The organism is Motilibacter peucedani, from assembly GCF_003634695.1.
Taxonomy (GTDB): domain Bacteria; phylum Actinomycetota; class Actinomycetes; order Motilibacterales; family Motilibacteraceae; genus Motilibacter; species Motilibacter peucedani.
The window spans coordinates 298,477-313,963 of sequence record NZ_RBWV01000011.1; the positions used below are offsets into that span (position 1 = coordinate 298,477).

A 15,487-nucleotide genomic window follows, 5' to 3' on the forward strand; every position below is an offset into this window, starting at 1 on the left:
TGGTTCGAGCCGGGATTGCCGAGAAGGGTGCGCCCCCGTGCGTCGGCTTGTCAAGGCACCTAGCGCTGGGGCAGGGCCACCTGCACGACGGCGCCGCCGCCCGGGGCCTCGCTGATCCAGATGCGGCCCCCGTGGCGCTCGACGATGCGCTTGCAGGTCGAGAGCCCGACGCCGTGCCCCGTGCGGGAAGCCGGGTCCAACGTGGAGAACATCGCGAAGACCCGCTCGCGCGCCTCGGCGGGGATCCCCACGCCGTTGTCGGCGACCGAGACGACCCAGCCGCCCTCACCGCGCTCGGCGGTCACGCACACCTGGCTCGGCCGGTCGGGGTGCCGGTGCTTGATCGCGTTGCCGACGAGGTTCTGCAGCAGCTGGCGCAGCAGCGTCGCGTCGCCGTAGACGACTGGCAACGGTGCAGGCGCCTCGACCGACGCGCCGGCGGCGCGCACCTCGTGGCGCAGGTCGAGCACCGCGTGCTCGAGGACCTCGCCGAGGTCGACGGGCAGCCGGGCGCAGGAGGCTCCGCCGGCCTGGGCGTAGCTGAGGAGGGCGTCGGTGAGGGTGAGGGTGCGTGCGAGGGCCCGCCGCGCCGTACCCACCCAGCCGCGGCCCTGCTCCCCCAGCGCCTCGCCGTGCACGTCGTCGAGCAGCTCGAGGTAGCCGTCGACGACGGAGAGCGGCGAGCGCAGGTCGTGGCTGGCGGTGGCGGCGAACTGCTCGAGCTCGCCGTTCGAGCGCTCGAGCTCACGCGTACGCTCCGCCAGCTGCGCGTGCGCGGCCTCCAGCGCGGCGCGCTGCTCCCGGTCGTGGGTCACGTCGGTCATGGCGACGACCGCGCCCAGCGAGCTGCCGTCGGAGACGGCGAGAGCACGACCCGACACGGTGAAGCGGGCGGGGGCGCGGCCCGCCGGGGCGACGACGATCTCGGCGCCGTCGACGCGGCCGGTGCGCAGCGCCCGCTGCAGCGGCGCGTCCTCGGCCGTCAGCGGCGTACGCCCGTCGGCCGCGAACAGCGCGTAGCGCGCCGCGTGCTCCTCCGGAGCCACCGTCGCGTCGAGGTCGGTGCCGAGCCAGTCGCGCGCCGCGCGGTTGAACAGCGTGAGACGCCCGTCGGGGCCCGCCGCGACCACGCCGACGTCGATGGTGTCGAGCACGGCGTCGGTGAGCTCCTGGCGCACCTCGAGCTCGCGCATGGTGAGCTCGAGCAGCTCGCGCTGCTCGTCGGCCGCCATGGCGAGGTCGCGGTTCTCGCGGGCCTGGCGCCGCCGCTCGAACAGCGCGACCACCACGCCGGCCGCGTCCTCGAGCAGGCGCACCTGCGCGTCGCTGAGCCGCCGGACCACGGTGTCGAAGACGCACAGCGTGCCGAGGACGAAGCCGCCGGGCGTCACCAGCGGCACCGAGGCGTAGAAGCGCACGGCGGCGAGGCGGCCGGTCACCCACGGGTTGGTGGCGTAGTCGGGGTGGCTGCTGGCGTCCGGCGTCCAGACCGTCCTCGCCTCGAGCAGGCGCAGCGCGCACATGGAGTCGCTGCGCGGCGAGTCGCCGCCCTCGAAGCCGACGGTCGTGAGCTGGCACTGCCGGTCCTCGTCGATGAGGTTCAGCGTCGCGGAGGAGGCGCCGGCCACGGCGGCGGCGAGCCTGACCACCGCCTCGAGCTCGTCGTCGGCCGGGCTGTCGAGCAGGCCGTACTCGTGCAGGGCGGACAGGCGCAGCGCCTCGCTCGTGAGCACTCCCCGTCCTCCCAGCCGCTCGTCCGCCCGCACGGGCCTCCTGACACGAGTCGGCAGGCGCGGGCGCGACCTGAGCGCGCGGCGCGAGGAGTCAGACGGCGTCGAGGTCGGTAGGGCCGAGCAGACCCACCGGATCGGCAGACCGGGGCCGGACGACCGCGATGGTGCACTCGGCGCGGTAGAGCGCCGCCATCGCGGTGGAGCCCGCGACCAGCCGCCCGAGCGCGGAGTGGCCGTGCGAGCCGAGCACCAGCAGGCTGGCCGCTGCGCTGTGCCGGCGCAGCACCTCGAAGGGGTGCCCGCGCTCGGCGAGGGCGGCCGCCTGGAGCTGCGGCTGCCGCTGGCGCCACGGCGCCAGCTCGGCCTCGACCGACGCGGTGGCCTCCGCCGAGCGCTCGTCGAGCACGTCCGGGGAGAGCTCGACCGCGCCGGAGCCGTCGGAGGCGTAGTCCTCCCAGGCGTGCACGGCGAGCAGCGGGCGCCCGTGCAGCACAGCGGCCTCGACCGCGTAGGCGAGCGCCTCGCTGGAGGCGGCGGACCCGTCGAGGCCCACGAGCACGGGCCCGTCCGGGCTCGCCGCCGGCCGCACGACGACGACCGGCTGCTCGCAGTGGGCGACGACGTGCATGCTGACCGAACCGGCGAGCAGCCGCTCGAGGCGGCCGTGGCCGTGGGCACCGACGACCACCTGGGCGACGCCGGGCGCCGCCTCGAGGATGGCGTGGGCAGCCCCGTCGAGCACCTGCTGCGTCGTCACCTCGACGCGCGGCTCCAGCTCGCGGACCCGAGCCGCCGCTTCCTCGAGCACCTGCGAGGTGCGGAGCCCGGCGGCTTCCAGCTGCGGGCCGAAGGTGCTGCCGCCGCCCGCCCAGCCGCTGTAGGGCGGCTGCACGGCGCTGAGCACGACGAGCCCGCACTGCCGGAGCGCGGCCTCGCGGGCCGCCCACTCGAGCGCGTGCCCCGAGTCGGCCGACCCGTCGACGGCGACGAGCAGGTCGGTGGCGCCGACTGCCACTGCACTGCCTCCCGCGCTCAGTCGGCGAGCGCCGGCGTCAGCAGCTCGACGCGCACGCTGCTGACCAGCTCGCCGACCCGCCGCAGGAACTCCGCGGTGCCGGGCCGCGCCTCGTGCGCGCGGTGCGCCTCGCGGTCGGCGTAGGTCTCGTAGAACAGTCGCGAGAGCGGCTCGTCGACGATCCGGTGCGGCACGTAGACCAGCGTGCCGGGCTCCTCGGCGAGGATCTCGGGCACGGTGGCGGCGACGAGCTCGTCGAAGGCGGCGGCCGCCTGCTCGTCGGGCAGGTCGAACCTGACGGCGATCGCGAACACGAGGGTCTCCTTCGACGAGCGGCCACGGGCGGCGGTGCGAGCGGCCCCAGTGTGCGGCACGCCGGCGGGTTAGCCTGCACCCGTGCCGCGCCTCCGCCCGCAGCTGTCGACCCGCGGCGCCCTGCCGCCCGGCGTCCTCCCGGTCGTGCTCGTGGCGGCCGTGGTGCTCGGCTCGGCGCTCGCCGGCCCGTGGCACGCGGCGATCCACCTGCCGGGCGTCGGCCGCATCGACCTGCACGCGCGCATCCCGCACCGCGAGGCAGCACCGCTGCCGCCCGCGGTCGCCCGCCCGGGGCAGGGGGGACACACCTCGGTGGTGCTCGCGCTGCTCCTGGTGGCCCTGCTCGTCGGCGCCCTGCTGGTCGTGCTGCTCGCCGCAGTGCTGCTCACCCGCGCGCTCAGCCAGGGCTGGCGGCCGCCGTTCTGGCGTCCGCACGAGGCGCCCGAGCCGCCGCGCGGCGACGAGCTCGTGCAGCGCGTGGTCGCCGGCGTCGAGGCGGCCGAGCGCGCCATCGAGGAGGATCGGGCCCCGCGCGACGCCGTCGTCGGTGCGTGGGTCGCGCTCGAGGAGGGCGCCGCCGAGTCGGGCGTCCCGCGCGCCCCGTCGACGACTCCGACGGAGTTCGCCCTCGACGTCCTCCGCCGCACGGGCGCCGACCCGCTGTCGACCCGGCGGCTGCTGGCCCTCTACGAGCGGGCGCGCTTCTCGACCGAGCCCGTGACCGACGCCGACGTCGCCGCGGCCCGGGAGTGCCTCGCCGACCTGCGCGCCGGGCTCTCGGTGGCGCTGCCGTGACCCGCTCGCCGCTGCCGTTGGCCGCCCCTGCGTCCGGGGCGGTCGTGCTGGTGGGCGCGCTGCTGCTCCGGATGCCGGTCGCCTACGCGATCGCCGCCGGGCTGGTGCCCGTCGCCGCGCTGCTGGTGCGCGGCGCCCACTGCGCTCCCGCGCAGGACGGGCCGCCCATCCCGGGCCGCCAGCACGCCGACGGCGAGGGCGGGCGTCGCGAGCTCGACCGGCTGGCGTGGAGCCTGTCCGGCGCGGGAGGCGCGGTGAGCGAGGAGGCGCTGCGCCTGCTGCGACCGGTGGCGGAGCAGCGGCTGCGCCGGGTCGGTGTCGACCTCGCACGGCCCGACGGGGCGCAGCGCGCGCGCGAGCTGCTGGGCGAGCGGGCCTGGGCGACGCTCACCTGCCCCGGCGGTACGCTGCCGCGCGTGCGCGACCTCGAGCACACCGTCAGCGCGCTGGAGGCCCTCGTCCCGCCAGGACCGGGCCCGGTGCCACCGGCCGCCGCCCCCGGGAGCCGCACATGACCGAACCCGCGCTCGAGCCGCTGCCCGTCGCGGAGGTCGGACGCCTGGGGACCGCGGTGCTCGACGAGGTCGGCACGGTGGTCGTCGGGATGTCGGGGCCGCTGCGTACCGCGCTCGCGGCCGTCCTGGCCGGCGGCCACGTGCTCTTCGAGGACGTGCCGGGCCTCGGCAAGACGCTCGCCGCCCGCTCGCTCGCGACCGCCCTGGGCCTCGACTTCCGCCGTGTGCAGTGCACGCCCGACCTGCTGCCGCTCGACATCACCGGGTCCAACGTCTTCGACCCGGCGACCTCGTCGTTCGCCTTCCGGCCGGGGCCGGTCTTCACCGGTCTGCTGCTCGCCGACGAGGTCAACCGCACCGCGCCCAAGACCCAGTCGGCGCTGCTCGAGGCGATGGCCGAGCGCCAGGTGACGGTCGACGGCACGACCTACCCGCTGCCGGCGCCCTTCCACGTGCTCGCCACCTCGAACCCGGTGGAGTACGAAGGCACCTACCCGCTGCCCGAGGCCCAGCTCGACCGCTTCATGGTGCGGCTGGCCGTCGGCTACCCCGACGCCGAGCAGGAGAGCGACGTGCTGCTGCGCCGCCTGGCGCGCGGCGCGGAGGCCGCACCCGTCCGGCAGGTCGTCGACGCCTCGACGCTGCTGGCCATGCAGGCCGGCGTCGAGACGGTGGCGGTCGACCGCGACGTGGTGCGCTACTGCGTCGCGCTCGCGGCGGCCACGCGCGGGCACACCGGCGTCGAGGTCGGCGCCTCCCCGCGCGGCTCGCAGGCGCTGCTGCTGCTCGCCCGCGCGGTCGCGGTGCTCGACGGGCGCTCCTACGTCGTCCCGGAGGACGTCAAGGAGGTCGCCGTCGCGGCCCTCGCCCACCGGCTGACGCTCACCGTCACGACGTGGGCCTCGGGGGCGTCGACGCAGGCGGTCGTGCGAGAGCTGCTCGGCCGGGTGCCCGCACCGGCGGGCGCCCCGGCCGTCGGGTGAGCCTCCCGGCCGCGCCGGAGGCCCGCTGGCTCCCGTCGCGGGTCGTCGTCGAGGTGCTCGCCGCCGGCCTCGTGGTGCTCGCGGTCGGGGCGGTGGTGGGCCGGCCCGACGTGGCTGTGCTCGCGGTCGCCCCGCTGCTCACCGCCGAGCGGCTGCTGCGGTCGCGGCCGTCGGGCGTCGCCCTGGCCAGCTCCGCCGCCGAGGCGGGAGAGGCCGGCACGCTGACCACGACGGCGCAGGTGCAGGTCCCGCCGGCGACGGTTGCGCTGGTCGTGCGGGCGCAGCTGCCGACGGGCCGGCCGGCCGAGGCGGTCGTGGCCGTGCGCGGCGGCCGCCGCACGCTGCGCGCGACGACCGCGTCACTGCGTACGGGTCCGGTGCCGGCCCCCGACCTCGAGCACGTCGCCGTGGGTCCCGGCGCCGGCAGCCGCAGCGCCGTGACGACGGAACGGCCGCGTACGCTGCGCATCGCCCCGCGCGCCCGGCCGCTCCCCGCGGCACCGGTGCCGAGCCGGCTGCGCGGCGTCGCCGGCAGCCACGAGTCGCGCCGCCCCGGCGAGGGCGGCAGCCTGCGCGACGTCCACCCCTTCGGGCCGGGCGACCGGATGAGCCGCATCGACTGGCGCACCACCGCGCGGCGCTCGCCGCAGCTCGAGCAGCTCTACGTGCGCCGGACGCTCGGCCTGGCGGAGGCGACGGTGACGCTCGTCGTGGACTCCCGCGACGAGGTCGGCCCCGATCCCACGACCTGGGGGCTGGGCGGCGGGCTGCCGGGCAGCGAGCGCACCTCGCTGGACCTCGCGCGCGAGGCCGCCGCCAGCCTGGCCCAGCTCTACCTGTCGCAGGGCGACCGCCTGGCGCTCGAGGACCTCGGCCGTCGCCGGCACCCCGGACGCCCGGGCTCGGGACGCCGCCACGTCGCCCGGGTGCTCGACGCGCTCGCGCAGATGGCCCCCGAGGGCGAGCCGCTGCGCCGGGTGCGCGCGCCGCGGATCGCCGCCGGCTCGCTCGTCTACGTCCTCTCGACGTTCCTCGACCCGGAGGCCGCGCTGGTGGCCGAGCAGTGGGCCGCCTCCGGGCACCGCGTCGTCGCCGTCGACGTCCTCCCCCGGCTGGTGCCGCGCCGCCTCGACGGACGCCAGCGGCTCGCGATGCGCGTCGTCACCATGCGCCGGGAGGACCGCCTCGCGGCGCTGGCGGCCGCCGGCGTACCGACCGTGCGCTGGAGCGAGGACCCCGCGCGCGACCTGCTCGCCCTCGCCCGGCTGGAGCGCCGCCGGTGAGCGGCGTCGAGCTCGACACCGGCCGCACGCTCCCCGCCTGGGCGGTGCGCCTCGGCCCGGCCGCCGCAGCCGTCGCCGCAGAGGCGCTGGCCCACCCGCCGGGCATGGCGCGCTGGGTGCTCGCCGGCTGGCTCGGCGTCAGCGCCGTGCTGCTGGGCGGCTCCCCGGGGGGCCTCGCGGCGGGCGGGGTGCTGGTCACCACCGGGCTGGCGCTGCTCTCCCGTCCGGTGACCGGCTGGCGGACGGCGCTGCTCGTGCTGCTGCTGCACGCCGTCGTCGTGCTGGCCCCTCTCGCGGCGCACGCCTCCTGGCGCGCGGTCGTCGAGGTGGCGGTGCTGGGCCGGCTGATGCGCGACGCGCTGGTCGCCCAGGTCGTCGCGCAGCTGCTCGCACTGGCGGCGCTGCCCGGCGCGCTCGGCGGTGCTCACCCGTGGCTGCGGGTCGTGGCGCTCGCGGCGACCGTCACGTTCGCGGCCGCGGCCGGCCGACGCACCACAGCCGTCCCGTAGCCGGCCGTCACGCCGAGCGGTCCGACGCCCCCTCGAGCAGCCGTTCGAGCAGCGCGAACGCGGCCTCCATGTCGACCTCGTCGGGTGCCAGCAGCCACTGGACCTGCAGCCCGTCCATGACGGCGATGACCAGGTTGGCCAGCGTCCGGGATGCGTCGTCGTCGAGCGGCCGGTCGGGGTCGCGGGCCAGCGCGCCGGCCAGGTTGCTGCGTACCCGCGCGTAGCGCCCGCGGAAGAACTCCTGCGCCGGGTGCCCGTCGGTCACGCTCTCGGCGGCGAGCACGGTGAACACCTGCACGAGCCCGGCGTTCTCGGCGTTGTGCGCCACCATCGCGCGCAGCTGCTCGAGCGTCGCGTGCAGCGAGCCGTCCTCGGACGCGCTGCGCTCGGCGTGCTCGCGGGTCTCGCGGTCGCGCTCGGCGAGCACCACGGTCAGCAGCTCCTCCTTGGAGGAGAAGTAGTGCAGCAGCCCGGCGTTGGTGAGCCCCACGCGCGCGGCGACCGCGCCCAGCGAGGCACCGCGGAAGCCGCGCTCGGAGAACAGCTCGAACGCCGCCTGCACGATCTCGGCGCGCCGGTTCGGCCGCTCCCGCCGGTCGGTCGGCTGCTCGTCCGCTCCCGCTGCCATGGCCGTCACCCTATGGCGGGCCGGGGGGCGCACAGGTGCAGGGCGATGGCTGCCCGAGGTCACGGATCGGTCTCGACGTCTAGCGACCTACTGGTTGGTCGGTCTACTGTGCGAGGCGCTTGCGACACCGCTGTCAGAAAGGACTGCGCATGCAGCACAACCGATCGAGCATCCGGTCGAGCGCCGCACGGAGGTGGCTCGCCCTCCCCGCGGCCGTGGCGACCGCGCTCGTCGTGGCCCGTCCCCCCGGGGCCGCCTCCGCCGCCACCACCGACCCGAACCCCGGCCCCCTCGAGACTGCCGACGCGGCGCTCTCGCGGCAGGCGGCGACCCAGGGCATGGTCCTGCTCGAGAACCGCGGCCACGCCCTGCCGATGGCCAGCAGCGGCAACGTCGCGCTCTTCGGCGTCGGCGCCTACAAGACGGTCAAGGGCGGCACCGGCTCCGGCGACGTCTACAACCGCTACACCGTGACGGCGCGCCAGGGCCTCGAGAACGCCGGCTACCGCGTCACGACCAGTGACGCCTACTGGTCGGCGATGACCAAGGCCTACGACACGAAGTACCCGCCCGGCTCGACCGGCGCCATCTTCGGCCCGGCCGTCGACTACGCCTCGGTGGAGCAGCTGCTCACGCCGGCCTCGGTCGAGCCCGAGGCCCCGACGAGCACGGCGGTCTACGTGGTGGCGCGCAACTCCGGCGAGGGCGCCGACCGCGCCGCCGTCGCGGGCGACTACTACCTGACCGACACCGAGAAGGCCGACCTCGCACTCATCGGCAAGACCTACGAGCACGTCATCGTCGTGCTCAACTCCGGCGGCGTCGTCGACACGGCGTTCTACGCGCAGGTCAACGGGTCGGCGAAGGACCCGAAGGGCGGGCTCGCCCTCGACTCGATGCTGCTCATGAGCCAGGCGGGCCAGGAGTCGGGCAACGCGCTCGTCGACGTCCTGAGCGGGAAGGTCGACCCCTCGGGCCGCCTCACCGACACGTGGGCCTCGAAGTACTCCTACTACCCCGCGTCGAAGACCTTCGGCGCCAACGACGGCAACACGGCGACCGAGCCCTACGGCGAGGGCGTCTACGTCGGCTACCGCTGGTTCGACTCGTTCTACAAGACCATCGACGCGAGGAAGCCGGCCTCGGTCGTCGACTACCCCTTCGGCTACGGGCTGTCCTACACCAGCTTCACGGTCACGACCCGCACGGTCACCAGCAAGTCCACCAAGACCACGGTCAAGGTCAAGGTCACCAACACCGGCACCGTCAGCGGCAAGGACGTCGTGCAGGTCTACGTGTCGGCCCCGCAGACCGGGCTCGACAAGCCCTACCAGCAGCTCGTCGGCTACGCGAAGACCGACGAGCTGGCGCCGGGCGCGTCGCAGAACGTCAACGTCGCCTTCGACACCTCGACCATGGCGTCCTACGACACCGCCCGGGCCGCGTGGGTGCTCGAGAAGGGCGACTACGTCGTACGCGTCGGCGAGTCGTCGCGCAGCACCCACGTCGCCGCCCGGCTGACACTGCCGAAGACGTGGGTCACCGAGCAGGACCACAACGAGCTCACCGACGACGCGAGCCCCGCGTCCGAGCTCACCAGCTCGCCGAAGAACTTCTGGTCCTACGCCGGCGAGAAGGCGGAGATCGCTGCAGCGCAGCACATCGTCATCGGCGGCAAGATGCCGACGGTGCAGGCGGCCTCGCCCTACGAGCAGTCCATGCCCGTCGACTCGACCTCGCCGTACTACGCCGTCGACGGCAGCAGGATCTCCACCACCACCGCCTACGTCGACCCGGCGCAGACCAACTGGGGCGGCACCGGGGTGCCCTACTCGGCGAAGACGGGTGAGACGGTCCAGGCCGTCAGCCCTGTGCCGGGCGCGACGCTCTACGACGTCGCCAAGGGCACCGTGTCGATGCAGCAGTTCGTCGCGGGCCTGAGCCTCGACCAGCTCTCGAACATCGTCGAGGGCGCGAGCGCCGCCGGGTCCACCCCGACCGCTGTCGGCGCCGCCGGCTACACCACGGCGAAGTACGAGAACCTCGGCATACCGGGGATGGCGCTCTCGGACGGTCCGGCCGGCCTGCGCATCACCCAGCAGATCAACACCCAGCCCACGACCTACCAGTGGACCACCGCGTGGCCGATCGGCACGTTGCTCGCGCAGACGTGGGACCGCGACCTCGTGCAACGAGTCGGTGACGCGGTCGGCAAGGAGATGACCGAGTACGGCGCGACGCTGTGGCTGGCGCCGGGCATGAACATCCACCGCGACCCGCTGAACGGCCGCAACTTCGAGTACTACTCGGAGGACCCGCTCGTCGCCGGCCTCACTGCCGCAGCGACGACGAAGGGCGTGCAGAGCAACCCCGGCGTCGGCGTCACGCTCAAGCACTACGCCGAGAACAGCCAGGAGGCCAACCGCAACGCCGACGACGCCGTCGTCAGCGAGCGGGCGGCGCGTGAGATCGAGCTGCGCGGGTTCGAGTACGCGGTCAAGTCGGCCCAGCCGATGGCGATCATGACGTCCTACAACAAGATCAACGGCACGTGGGCGTCGCGCAACTACGACCTGGTGACCGACATCCTGCACGGGGAGTGGGGCTTCAAGGGCCTCGTCATGACCGACTGGGGCGGCAGCCACGGTGCGGCCAACACGATGTACGCCGGCAACGACCTCATCGAGCCGGGCAACAACCCGCAGGAGGTGGTCAACGCCGCCAAGAAGGTGACGCCGACCATCGACATCGACGGGCTCCCGGCCTACACCAAGTCGGTGTTCAGCTTCGGCACCTTCACCTTCACCTCCTACAACGTGCAGGTCGGCAACTTCGCGCTGTCGGCGTCGGGCAGCGAGTCGATCAGCACGCGCGTCGACGCCAGCACGGACCTCTCGAGGACGCCGCTGTCCGGCACCGCCGGCACCGGCGCCGACGGGCAGCCGACCTTCACGCCGAACGCGAAGTTCACCTCCGTCCAGGACGCGTACGCAGCGGTGCAGGCTCTGCTGGCACCGGCCAGCACGGCCCTCAACGCTGACCAGAAGGCGGGCGTCTCGCTCACCGACGTCGTGCACGCGACGCCGGGGGACGACGCGAGCCCGGTCACCGCGTACACCGTGGTGCTCAAGGGGAGCTACCCCGCGAGCTACGACCTGCGCCTGGGCGACCTCCAGCGCAGCGCGAGCCGCATCCTCGCGGTCGTCGCCCAGAGCCTGCCGTTCCAGCAGCTCGCGGGCATCCAGGGCGTGCAGGGCATCTCGGTCGGCTCGTGGACGAGCCGGTTCCACGGCCTCGACGAGTTCGTGTCCGTCGACAAGTCGCACGTCCGTCGCCGCTGACGCACACTGGTGACAGACGTGGTCGCGCAGACCGCATGAGACCACGGCGCCGGCGGCGCGGGAGGCCCCCGCACCGTCGGCGCCGGACGTCTGTTCACTCGCAGGGTTCCGGCGCACGGGCGTGGGTAGAACACCGGCTGACCACGTCTTGGAAAGGACAGCCTCATGCTCGGCACCATCATCGGACTTCTCGTCGTCGGCCTCATCGCGGGCTTCATCGCCCGTGCCATCGTTCCCGGCCGCCAAGCCATGAGCGTGCCGCAGACGATCCTGCTCGGCATCGTCGGCTCGTTCATCGGTGGCTTCCTCGGCTACCTCATCTTCCACAAGGACTCGCAGGACGGCTTCGTCCAGCCCTCGAGCTGGATCGGCTCGATCGTCGGCGCGGTCATCGCGCTGCTGATCTACATGCGTCTGCAGAGCCGCTCGCGCGTCTGACGCTCCAGGCGTCGCAGCCCAGCAGCACCTCTCGCGCCCGGCCGGGCGCCGTCCCGCGGACTCCCGCCGGGCGGTCACCGGCCGGGCGCGCTGCTGTGCGCTCGGCCGCTCCGAGCAGCGGCTCGGCGGGGTCGTTCACCTTCGTCGGCTACCGTCCCTCCAGTGTTCGTCCTGGCCCGCCACGCCCATGCCGGTGACAAGAGCGCGTGGAGCAGCGACGACAGCCTGCGCCCGCTGACCCGCAAGGGTCGCGAGCAGGCCGCCGGTCTCGCCCACGAGCTCGGTGACTGGCCGCTGCGCCGTCTGCTCACGAGCCCCTACGTGCGCTGCCGCGAGACCCTCGCGCCCTTGTCGCAGCGCCTCGGCCTGGCGGTCGAGAGCAGCGACCTGCTGCTGCCCGGCGCCGACCCCGACGTGCTGGCCGGCTTCCTGCTCGACCCGGCGCAGGAGGGCACCCTCGTGTGCGCCCACGGCGAGACGCTGCACGCGCTGTTGGCCCGCTGGGACCGCACCGGCGAGGTCGCCGTGCCGCCGGGCCGGGTGCCAGGCGAGCCGCCGGTCACCAAGAAGGGCGCGTGCTGGCTGGTGCAGGACACCGGCAGCGGCCTGACGGCGCACTACCTGCGCCCGTCGCAGATCGTCTCGGCCGACCTGGTGAACAGCGCGCACCGGCACGACGAGGAGCAGCTGCCGTCGTAGAAGGGGCGCGCGGCTAGGCTGCGGGCGTGGTCGGCAGTCGTGGGCTCGGGCAACCGGCCCGCACGCTGTCCTCCGTCGCCACCTGCACCGCCCTGGCGCTCGGCGGGCACGTGCTCGGCGGCGGACCGGTCGCCGGGCCGCGCGCAGCGCTGCTCGTCGCCCTCGGCCCCGCGCTCTTCTGCACGCTCGTGGCCAGCGCGCGCTGGACCGGGCCGCGCCTGCTGGTAGCCCTCGCCGGCGCCCAGGCGACCGCCCACCTCCTGCTCGCGGTGGCCGAGCCGCACGACGCCATGGGCTCCCTGCTCCAGATGCTGGCCTGGCACGCGGTCGGCACCCTGCTGACCGCGGCGGCGCTGGTCCACGCGGAGCTCCTGGCCGACGCCGTCGCCGGCGCCGTCGGGTCGCTCGCGTACGCGGTGCGGCGTCCCGCGCCCGAGACCGTCGCAGGCGCGACGGGCCGCTGCGTACCCGTCGCGTCGCGCGGGTGGGTGCCGCGGGCGCTGCTGCTCACCGCCGGCGCGCCGCGCCGCGGGCCTCCGGCGCAGCCCGCTCGCTGAGCGCGCCACCGGAGCCGGACCCAGCGTCCGACCCGCGGTGCCGGCGAGCCCTGCCCTCCCCCGCACCTGCGCACCAGACGGACGACCCATGACACCGACCCCTGCCCGATCCCTCCTCCGCGGCGCCGGCACCGCCGGCGCGGCCCTCCTGCTCGTCGTGGCGGCCGCCGCTCCGGCCTCCGCCCACGTCCGCGTCACCTCCGCCGACGCCTCCCCCGGCGGCTACGGCGTCATCGTGTTCCGAGTCCCCACCGAGTCCGACACCGCCTCCACGGTGCAGCTGGCGGTGACCCTCCCGGCCGACACGCCCTTCGCGTCGGTCGCCGCCCAGCCGGTCGCCGGGTGGACGGTCAGCGCGCCCGAGACCCCGCTGCCCAGGCCGGTCACGGCCGGCGGCTTCACGCTGACCAAGGCGGTGCAGACCGTCACGTGGAAGGCCGGCACGGACGCCGGCGTCGCGCCCGGCGAGTTCCAGCAGTTCGCGCTCTCGGTCGGACCGTTCCCGAAGGGCGCGCGCTCGATCGCCTTCCCCGCCGTGCAGACCTACTCCGACGGCACCGTCGTGCACTGGGACCAGCGGACGACGCCCGGCGCCGAGGAGCCGGAGGACCCGGCGCCCGTGCTGGCGCTGCTCCCGGCCGCGACGACGGCCGACGACGGCAGCACCGACGGGACGGCCCGCGCGCTGGCCGCCGCCGGTCTCGTCGTGGCCGTCCTCGCCGCCGGGCTGGCCGGACTCTCGCTGCGCCGGCGGACCCGGTGAGGGGCCTCGGCTCAGTCGAGCGCCCGGGCGGTGCGTGCCTCCCAACGCGCCTCGACCGCGGCGAGCTTCCAGTAGCCGATGGCGACCGCCCAGACCACGACGAAGAGCCCGGCGACCGTGTAGCCGACGTGCTGCAGGTCGAGGCCCGCGACCCAGCCCGTCACGGGGTCCTCGAGGCCCAGCTGCTCGTGGAAGACGCCGACCAGCTCGATGGTGCCGATGAGCATCGCGACGGCGACCGAGAGCCCCGTGATGGTCAGGTTGTAGTAGATCTTGCGCACCGGGTTGGCGAACGCCCAGCGGTAGGCCACGGTCATGAAGGCGCCGTCGAGCGTGTCGAACAGGCTCATGCCGGCGGTGAACAGCAGCGGCAGCACGAGCACCGCGTACCACGGCAGCCCGCTCGCAGCACCGGAACCGGCGAGCACGAGCAGCGTCACCTCGGTCGCGGTGTCGAAGCCGATGCCGAACAGCAGCCCGATGGGGAACATCTGCACCGGGCGGGTGATCGAGCGCATCAGCGGGCGCAGCACGCGGGTGATGAGGCCGCGGGAGTCGAGCGCCTCCTCGAGGGCGTGGGCGTCGTAGCCCTCGGAACGCGCCCGCCGGTAGACCCGCACGATGCCCGTCAGCGCGGCGAGGTTGAGCAGGCCGATCGCGTAGAGGAAGACGCCCGAGACCGAGGTGCCGAGCAGGCCCAGCACGTGGTGCTCGCTCGAGCCGTCGTCGGTCAGCGACGACACGGCTCGCGCGCCGACCGCCGTGAGAGCCGCCAGGAGCACGACGACGCTCGAGTGGCCGAGGGCGAACCAGAAGCCCACCGAGACCGGTCGGGTGCCGTCAGCCATCAGCTTGCGAGTGGTGTTGTCGATGGCGGCGATGTGGTCGGCGTCGAAGGCGTGGCGCATGCCGAGCGTGAACGCCGTCACCCCGAGGCCCACGCCGAAGACCTGGGTGCCGATCTGGAGGTGCTGGGGGCGCACGACGGCGACCAGGACCACCCAGGCGACGACGTTCATGAGCACGACCACCGTCAGCACGGCGGCGAGCCCGCCCCGCTCTCCACGGGTCGGGCGGACGGCGCTGCGCGCAGGCAACGGCATGGGGTTCCTCTTCCAGCACCTCGTGGACAGGGTGACGCAGTGCCGTGGCCGGTCTCCTGGCTGACGGACCCCACCCTCGACGAGGGTGGGCGCTGCGACCCGCCTTCCCAGGCGCGCGAGCGCGCCCAGTGGCTCCCTCTCGGGAGGGCCTCAGCTTCTCCGAACACAGTGGCGAGGGCCGTGCCGGAATCCCACCGGCTTCCCGAGCACCACGGCACCAGCACCGTACGGTCCGCCGCCCCGGCCCGGCAAGCGCCCGGGCGGACCCGCCTCCTGGAAGGACGTCCCATGACCCTCGCCCGCCGCCGCGCCGCCACCGGCCTGCTCACCGTGGCGGCCGCGCTCGCGCTGACCGCGTGCTCCTCCGCGAGCACCGCCGACGGCGGCTCGTCCGGGGCCACGACCGCCGGCAGCAGTGCGACCACGACCGAGCTGACCTACGCCGTCGCCGACGGCAAGGTCACCCCGCCCACCTCCACGGTGACCGTGCCGAAGGGCCGGACCATCCGGCTCACGGTCACCAGCGACCATGTCGACGAGGTCCACGTGCACGGCATCGACGAGGAGATGGAGCTCCCGACACCGGGTACGCCGGGGACCCTCGTCTTCACGGCCTCGCTCACCGGGTCGTTCGAGGTCGAGACCCACAAGACCGACCTGCTGCTCTTCAAGCTGGACGTGACCGGCTAGGGGTCCGGGGCCCGAGGGAGCGGCGCCGGCGTCAAGGACGCGTCAAGACGTGCGGGCCCGGCGTCAAGGTCGCGTCAAGCGCGGCACCGGCGCCGCTGCGCGGCGGTTGGCTGGCTCCGT

16 protein-coding genes and 1 riboswitch are annotated in these 15,487 nt (G+C 74.8%); of the genes, 11 read left to right on the top strand and 5 right to left on the bottom strand.

Going from position 1 to position 15,487, the window contains the following annotated elements; genetic code table 11:
* Positions 1-59 precede the first annotated feature (59 nt).
* From CLV35_RS09700 to CLV35_RS09710, 3 genes are all read right to left on the bottom strand, one after another.
* Positions 60-1,733: an ATP-binding protein gene (locus tag CLV35_RS09700; protein WP_121193260.1), complete on the bottom strand. Its 1,674-nt coding sequence runs from the start codon at positions 1,731-1,733 to the stop codon at positions 60-62.
* A gap of 91 nt (positions 1,734-1,824) precedes the next feature.
* Positions 1,825-2,748, bottom strand: coding sequence for a universal stress protein (locus tag CLV35_RS20010; protein ID WP_183061893.1), 924 nt, complete (start codon positions 2,746-2,748; stop codon positions 1,825-1,827).
* Between the two features lie 17 nt (positions 2,749-2,765).
* Positions 2,766-3,062: a putative quinol monooxygenase gene (locus CLV35_RS09710; RefSeq protein WP_121193261.1), complete on the bottom strand. Its 297-nt coding sequence runs from the start codon at positions 3,060-3,062 to the stop codon at positions 2,766-2,768.
* A gap of 82 nt (positions 3,063-3,144) precedes the next feature.
* Between CLV35_RS09710 and CLV35_RS09715 the strand changes: the two genes are divergently transcribed.
* Genes CLV35_RS09715 through CLV35_RS09735 form a run of 5 tightly spaced genes read left to right on the top strand, consistent with a single transcriptional unit; the run spans position 3,145 to position 7,148 of the window.
* Positions 3,145-3,858: a DUF4129 domain-containing protein gene (locus CLV35_RS09715; protein WP_121193262.1), complete on the top strand. Its 714-nt coding sequence runs from the start codon at positions 3,145-3,147 to the stop codon at positions 3,856-3,858.
* Complete coding sequence (locus tag CLV35_RS09720; protein ID WP_121193263.1) at positions 3,855-4,373, top strand: hypothetical protein; 519 nt, start codon at positions 3,855-3,857, stop codon at positions 4,371-4,373. The genes CLV35_RS09715 and CLV35_RS09720 overlap by 4 nt, the downstream gene beginning before the upstream one ends.
* Positions 4,370-5,356 (top strand): AAA family ATPase, encoded by a 987-nt coding sequence (locus CLV35_RS09725; RefSeq protein WP_121193264.1) that lies wholly within the window; start codon positions 4,370-4,372, stop codon positions 5,354-5,356. Before CLV35_RS09720 ends, CLV35_RS09725 begins: the two co-directional genes overlap by 4 nt.
* Complete coding sequence (locus CLV35_RS09730; RefSeq protein ID WP_147431922.1) at positions 5,353-6,639, top strand: DUF58 domain-containing protein; 1,287 nt, start codon at positions 5,353-5,355, stop codon at positions 6,637-6,639. Before CLV35_RS09725 ends, CLV35_RS09730 begins: the two co-directional genes overlap by 4 nt.
* Positions 6,636-7,148 (top strand): hypothetical protein, encoded by a 513-nt coding sequence (locus tag CLV35_RS09735; protein WP_121193266.1) that lies wholly within the window; start codon positions 6,636-6,638, stop codon positions 7,146-7,148. The genes CLV35_RS09730 and CLV35_RS09735 overlap by 4 nt, the downstream gene beginning before the upstream one ends.
* A 7-nt stretch (positions 7,149-7,155) precedes the next feature.
* Here CLV35_RS09735 and CLV35_RS09740 read toward each other — a convergent pair whose 3' ends face one another.
* Positions 7,156-7,776 (bottom strand): TetR/AcrR family transcriptional regulator, encoded by a 621-nt coding sequence (locus CLV35_RS09740; protein ID WP_121193267.1) that lies wholly within the window; start codon positions 7,774-7,776, stop codon positions 7,156-7,158.
* A gap of 149 nt (positions 7,777-7,925) precedes the next feature.
* Between CLV35_RS09740 and CLV35_RS09745 the strand changes: the two genes are divergently transcribed.
* From CLV35_RS09745 to CLV35_RS09765, 5 genes are all read left to right on the top strand, one after another.
* Positions 7,926-11,117 (top strand): glycoside hydrolase family 3 protein, encoded by a 3,192-nt coding sequence (locus CLV35_RS09745; protein ID WP_121193268.1) that lies wholly within the window; start codon positions 7,926-7,928, stop codon positions 11,115-11,117.
* Positions 11,118-11,282: 165 nt separating this feature from the next.
* Entirely contained in the window at positions 11,283-11,555 is a 273-nt protein-coding gene (locus CLV35_RS09750) for a GlsB/YeaQ/YmgE family stress response membrane protein (RefSeq protein ID WP_121193269.1), read from the top strand.
* A 162-nt stretch (positions 11,556-11,717) separates the two neighbouring features.
* Positions 11,718-12,254 carry a SixA phosphatase family protein gene (locus CLV35_RS09755; RefSeq protein ID WP_183061894.1) on the top strand — a complete coding sequence of 179 codons (537 nt, stop codon included), beginning with the start codon at positions 11,718-11,720 and terminating at the stop codon, positions 12,252-12,254.
* Positions 12,255-12,280: 26 nt separating this feature from the next.
* On the top strand, positions 12,281-12,811 hold the full coding sequence (locus CLV35_RS09760) for a hypothetical protein (protein WP_121193271.1): 531 nt from the start codon (positions 12,281-12,283) through the stop codon (positions 12,809-12,811).
* An 88-nt stretch (positions 12,812-12,899) separates the two neighbouring features.
* Positions 12,900-13,574 (top strand): YcnI family protein, encoded by a 675-nt coding sequence (locus CLV35_RS09765; RefSeq protein ID WP_121193272.1) that lies wholly within the window; start codon positions 12,900-12,902, stop codon positions 13,572-13,574.
* 11 nt (positions 13,575-13,585) lie between these two features.
* Here CLV35_RS09765 and nicT read toward each other — a convergent pair whose 3' ends face one another.
* Complete coding sequence (nicT, locus tag CLV35_RS09770; RefSeq protein WP_121193273.1) at positions 13,586-14,677, bottom strand: Nickel transporter NicT; 1,092 nt, start codon at positions 14,675-14,677, stop codon at positions 13,586-13,588.
* A 29-nt stretch (positions 14,678-14,706) separates the two neighbouring features.
* A riboswitch (cobalamin riboswitch) is annotated at positions 14,707-14,906 on the bottom strand.
* A gap of 59 nt (positions 14,907-14,965) precedes the next feature.
* Between nicT and CLV35_RS09775 the strand changes: the two genes are divergently transcribed.
* Positions 14,966-15,367 carry a hypothetical protein gene (locus CLV35_RS09775; RefSeq protein WP_121193274.1) on the top strand — a complete coding sequence of 134 codons (402 nt, stop codon included), beginning with the start codon at positions 14,966-14,968 and terminating at the stop codon, positions 15,365-15,367.
* Positions 15,368-15,487 lie beyond the last annotated feature (120 nt).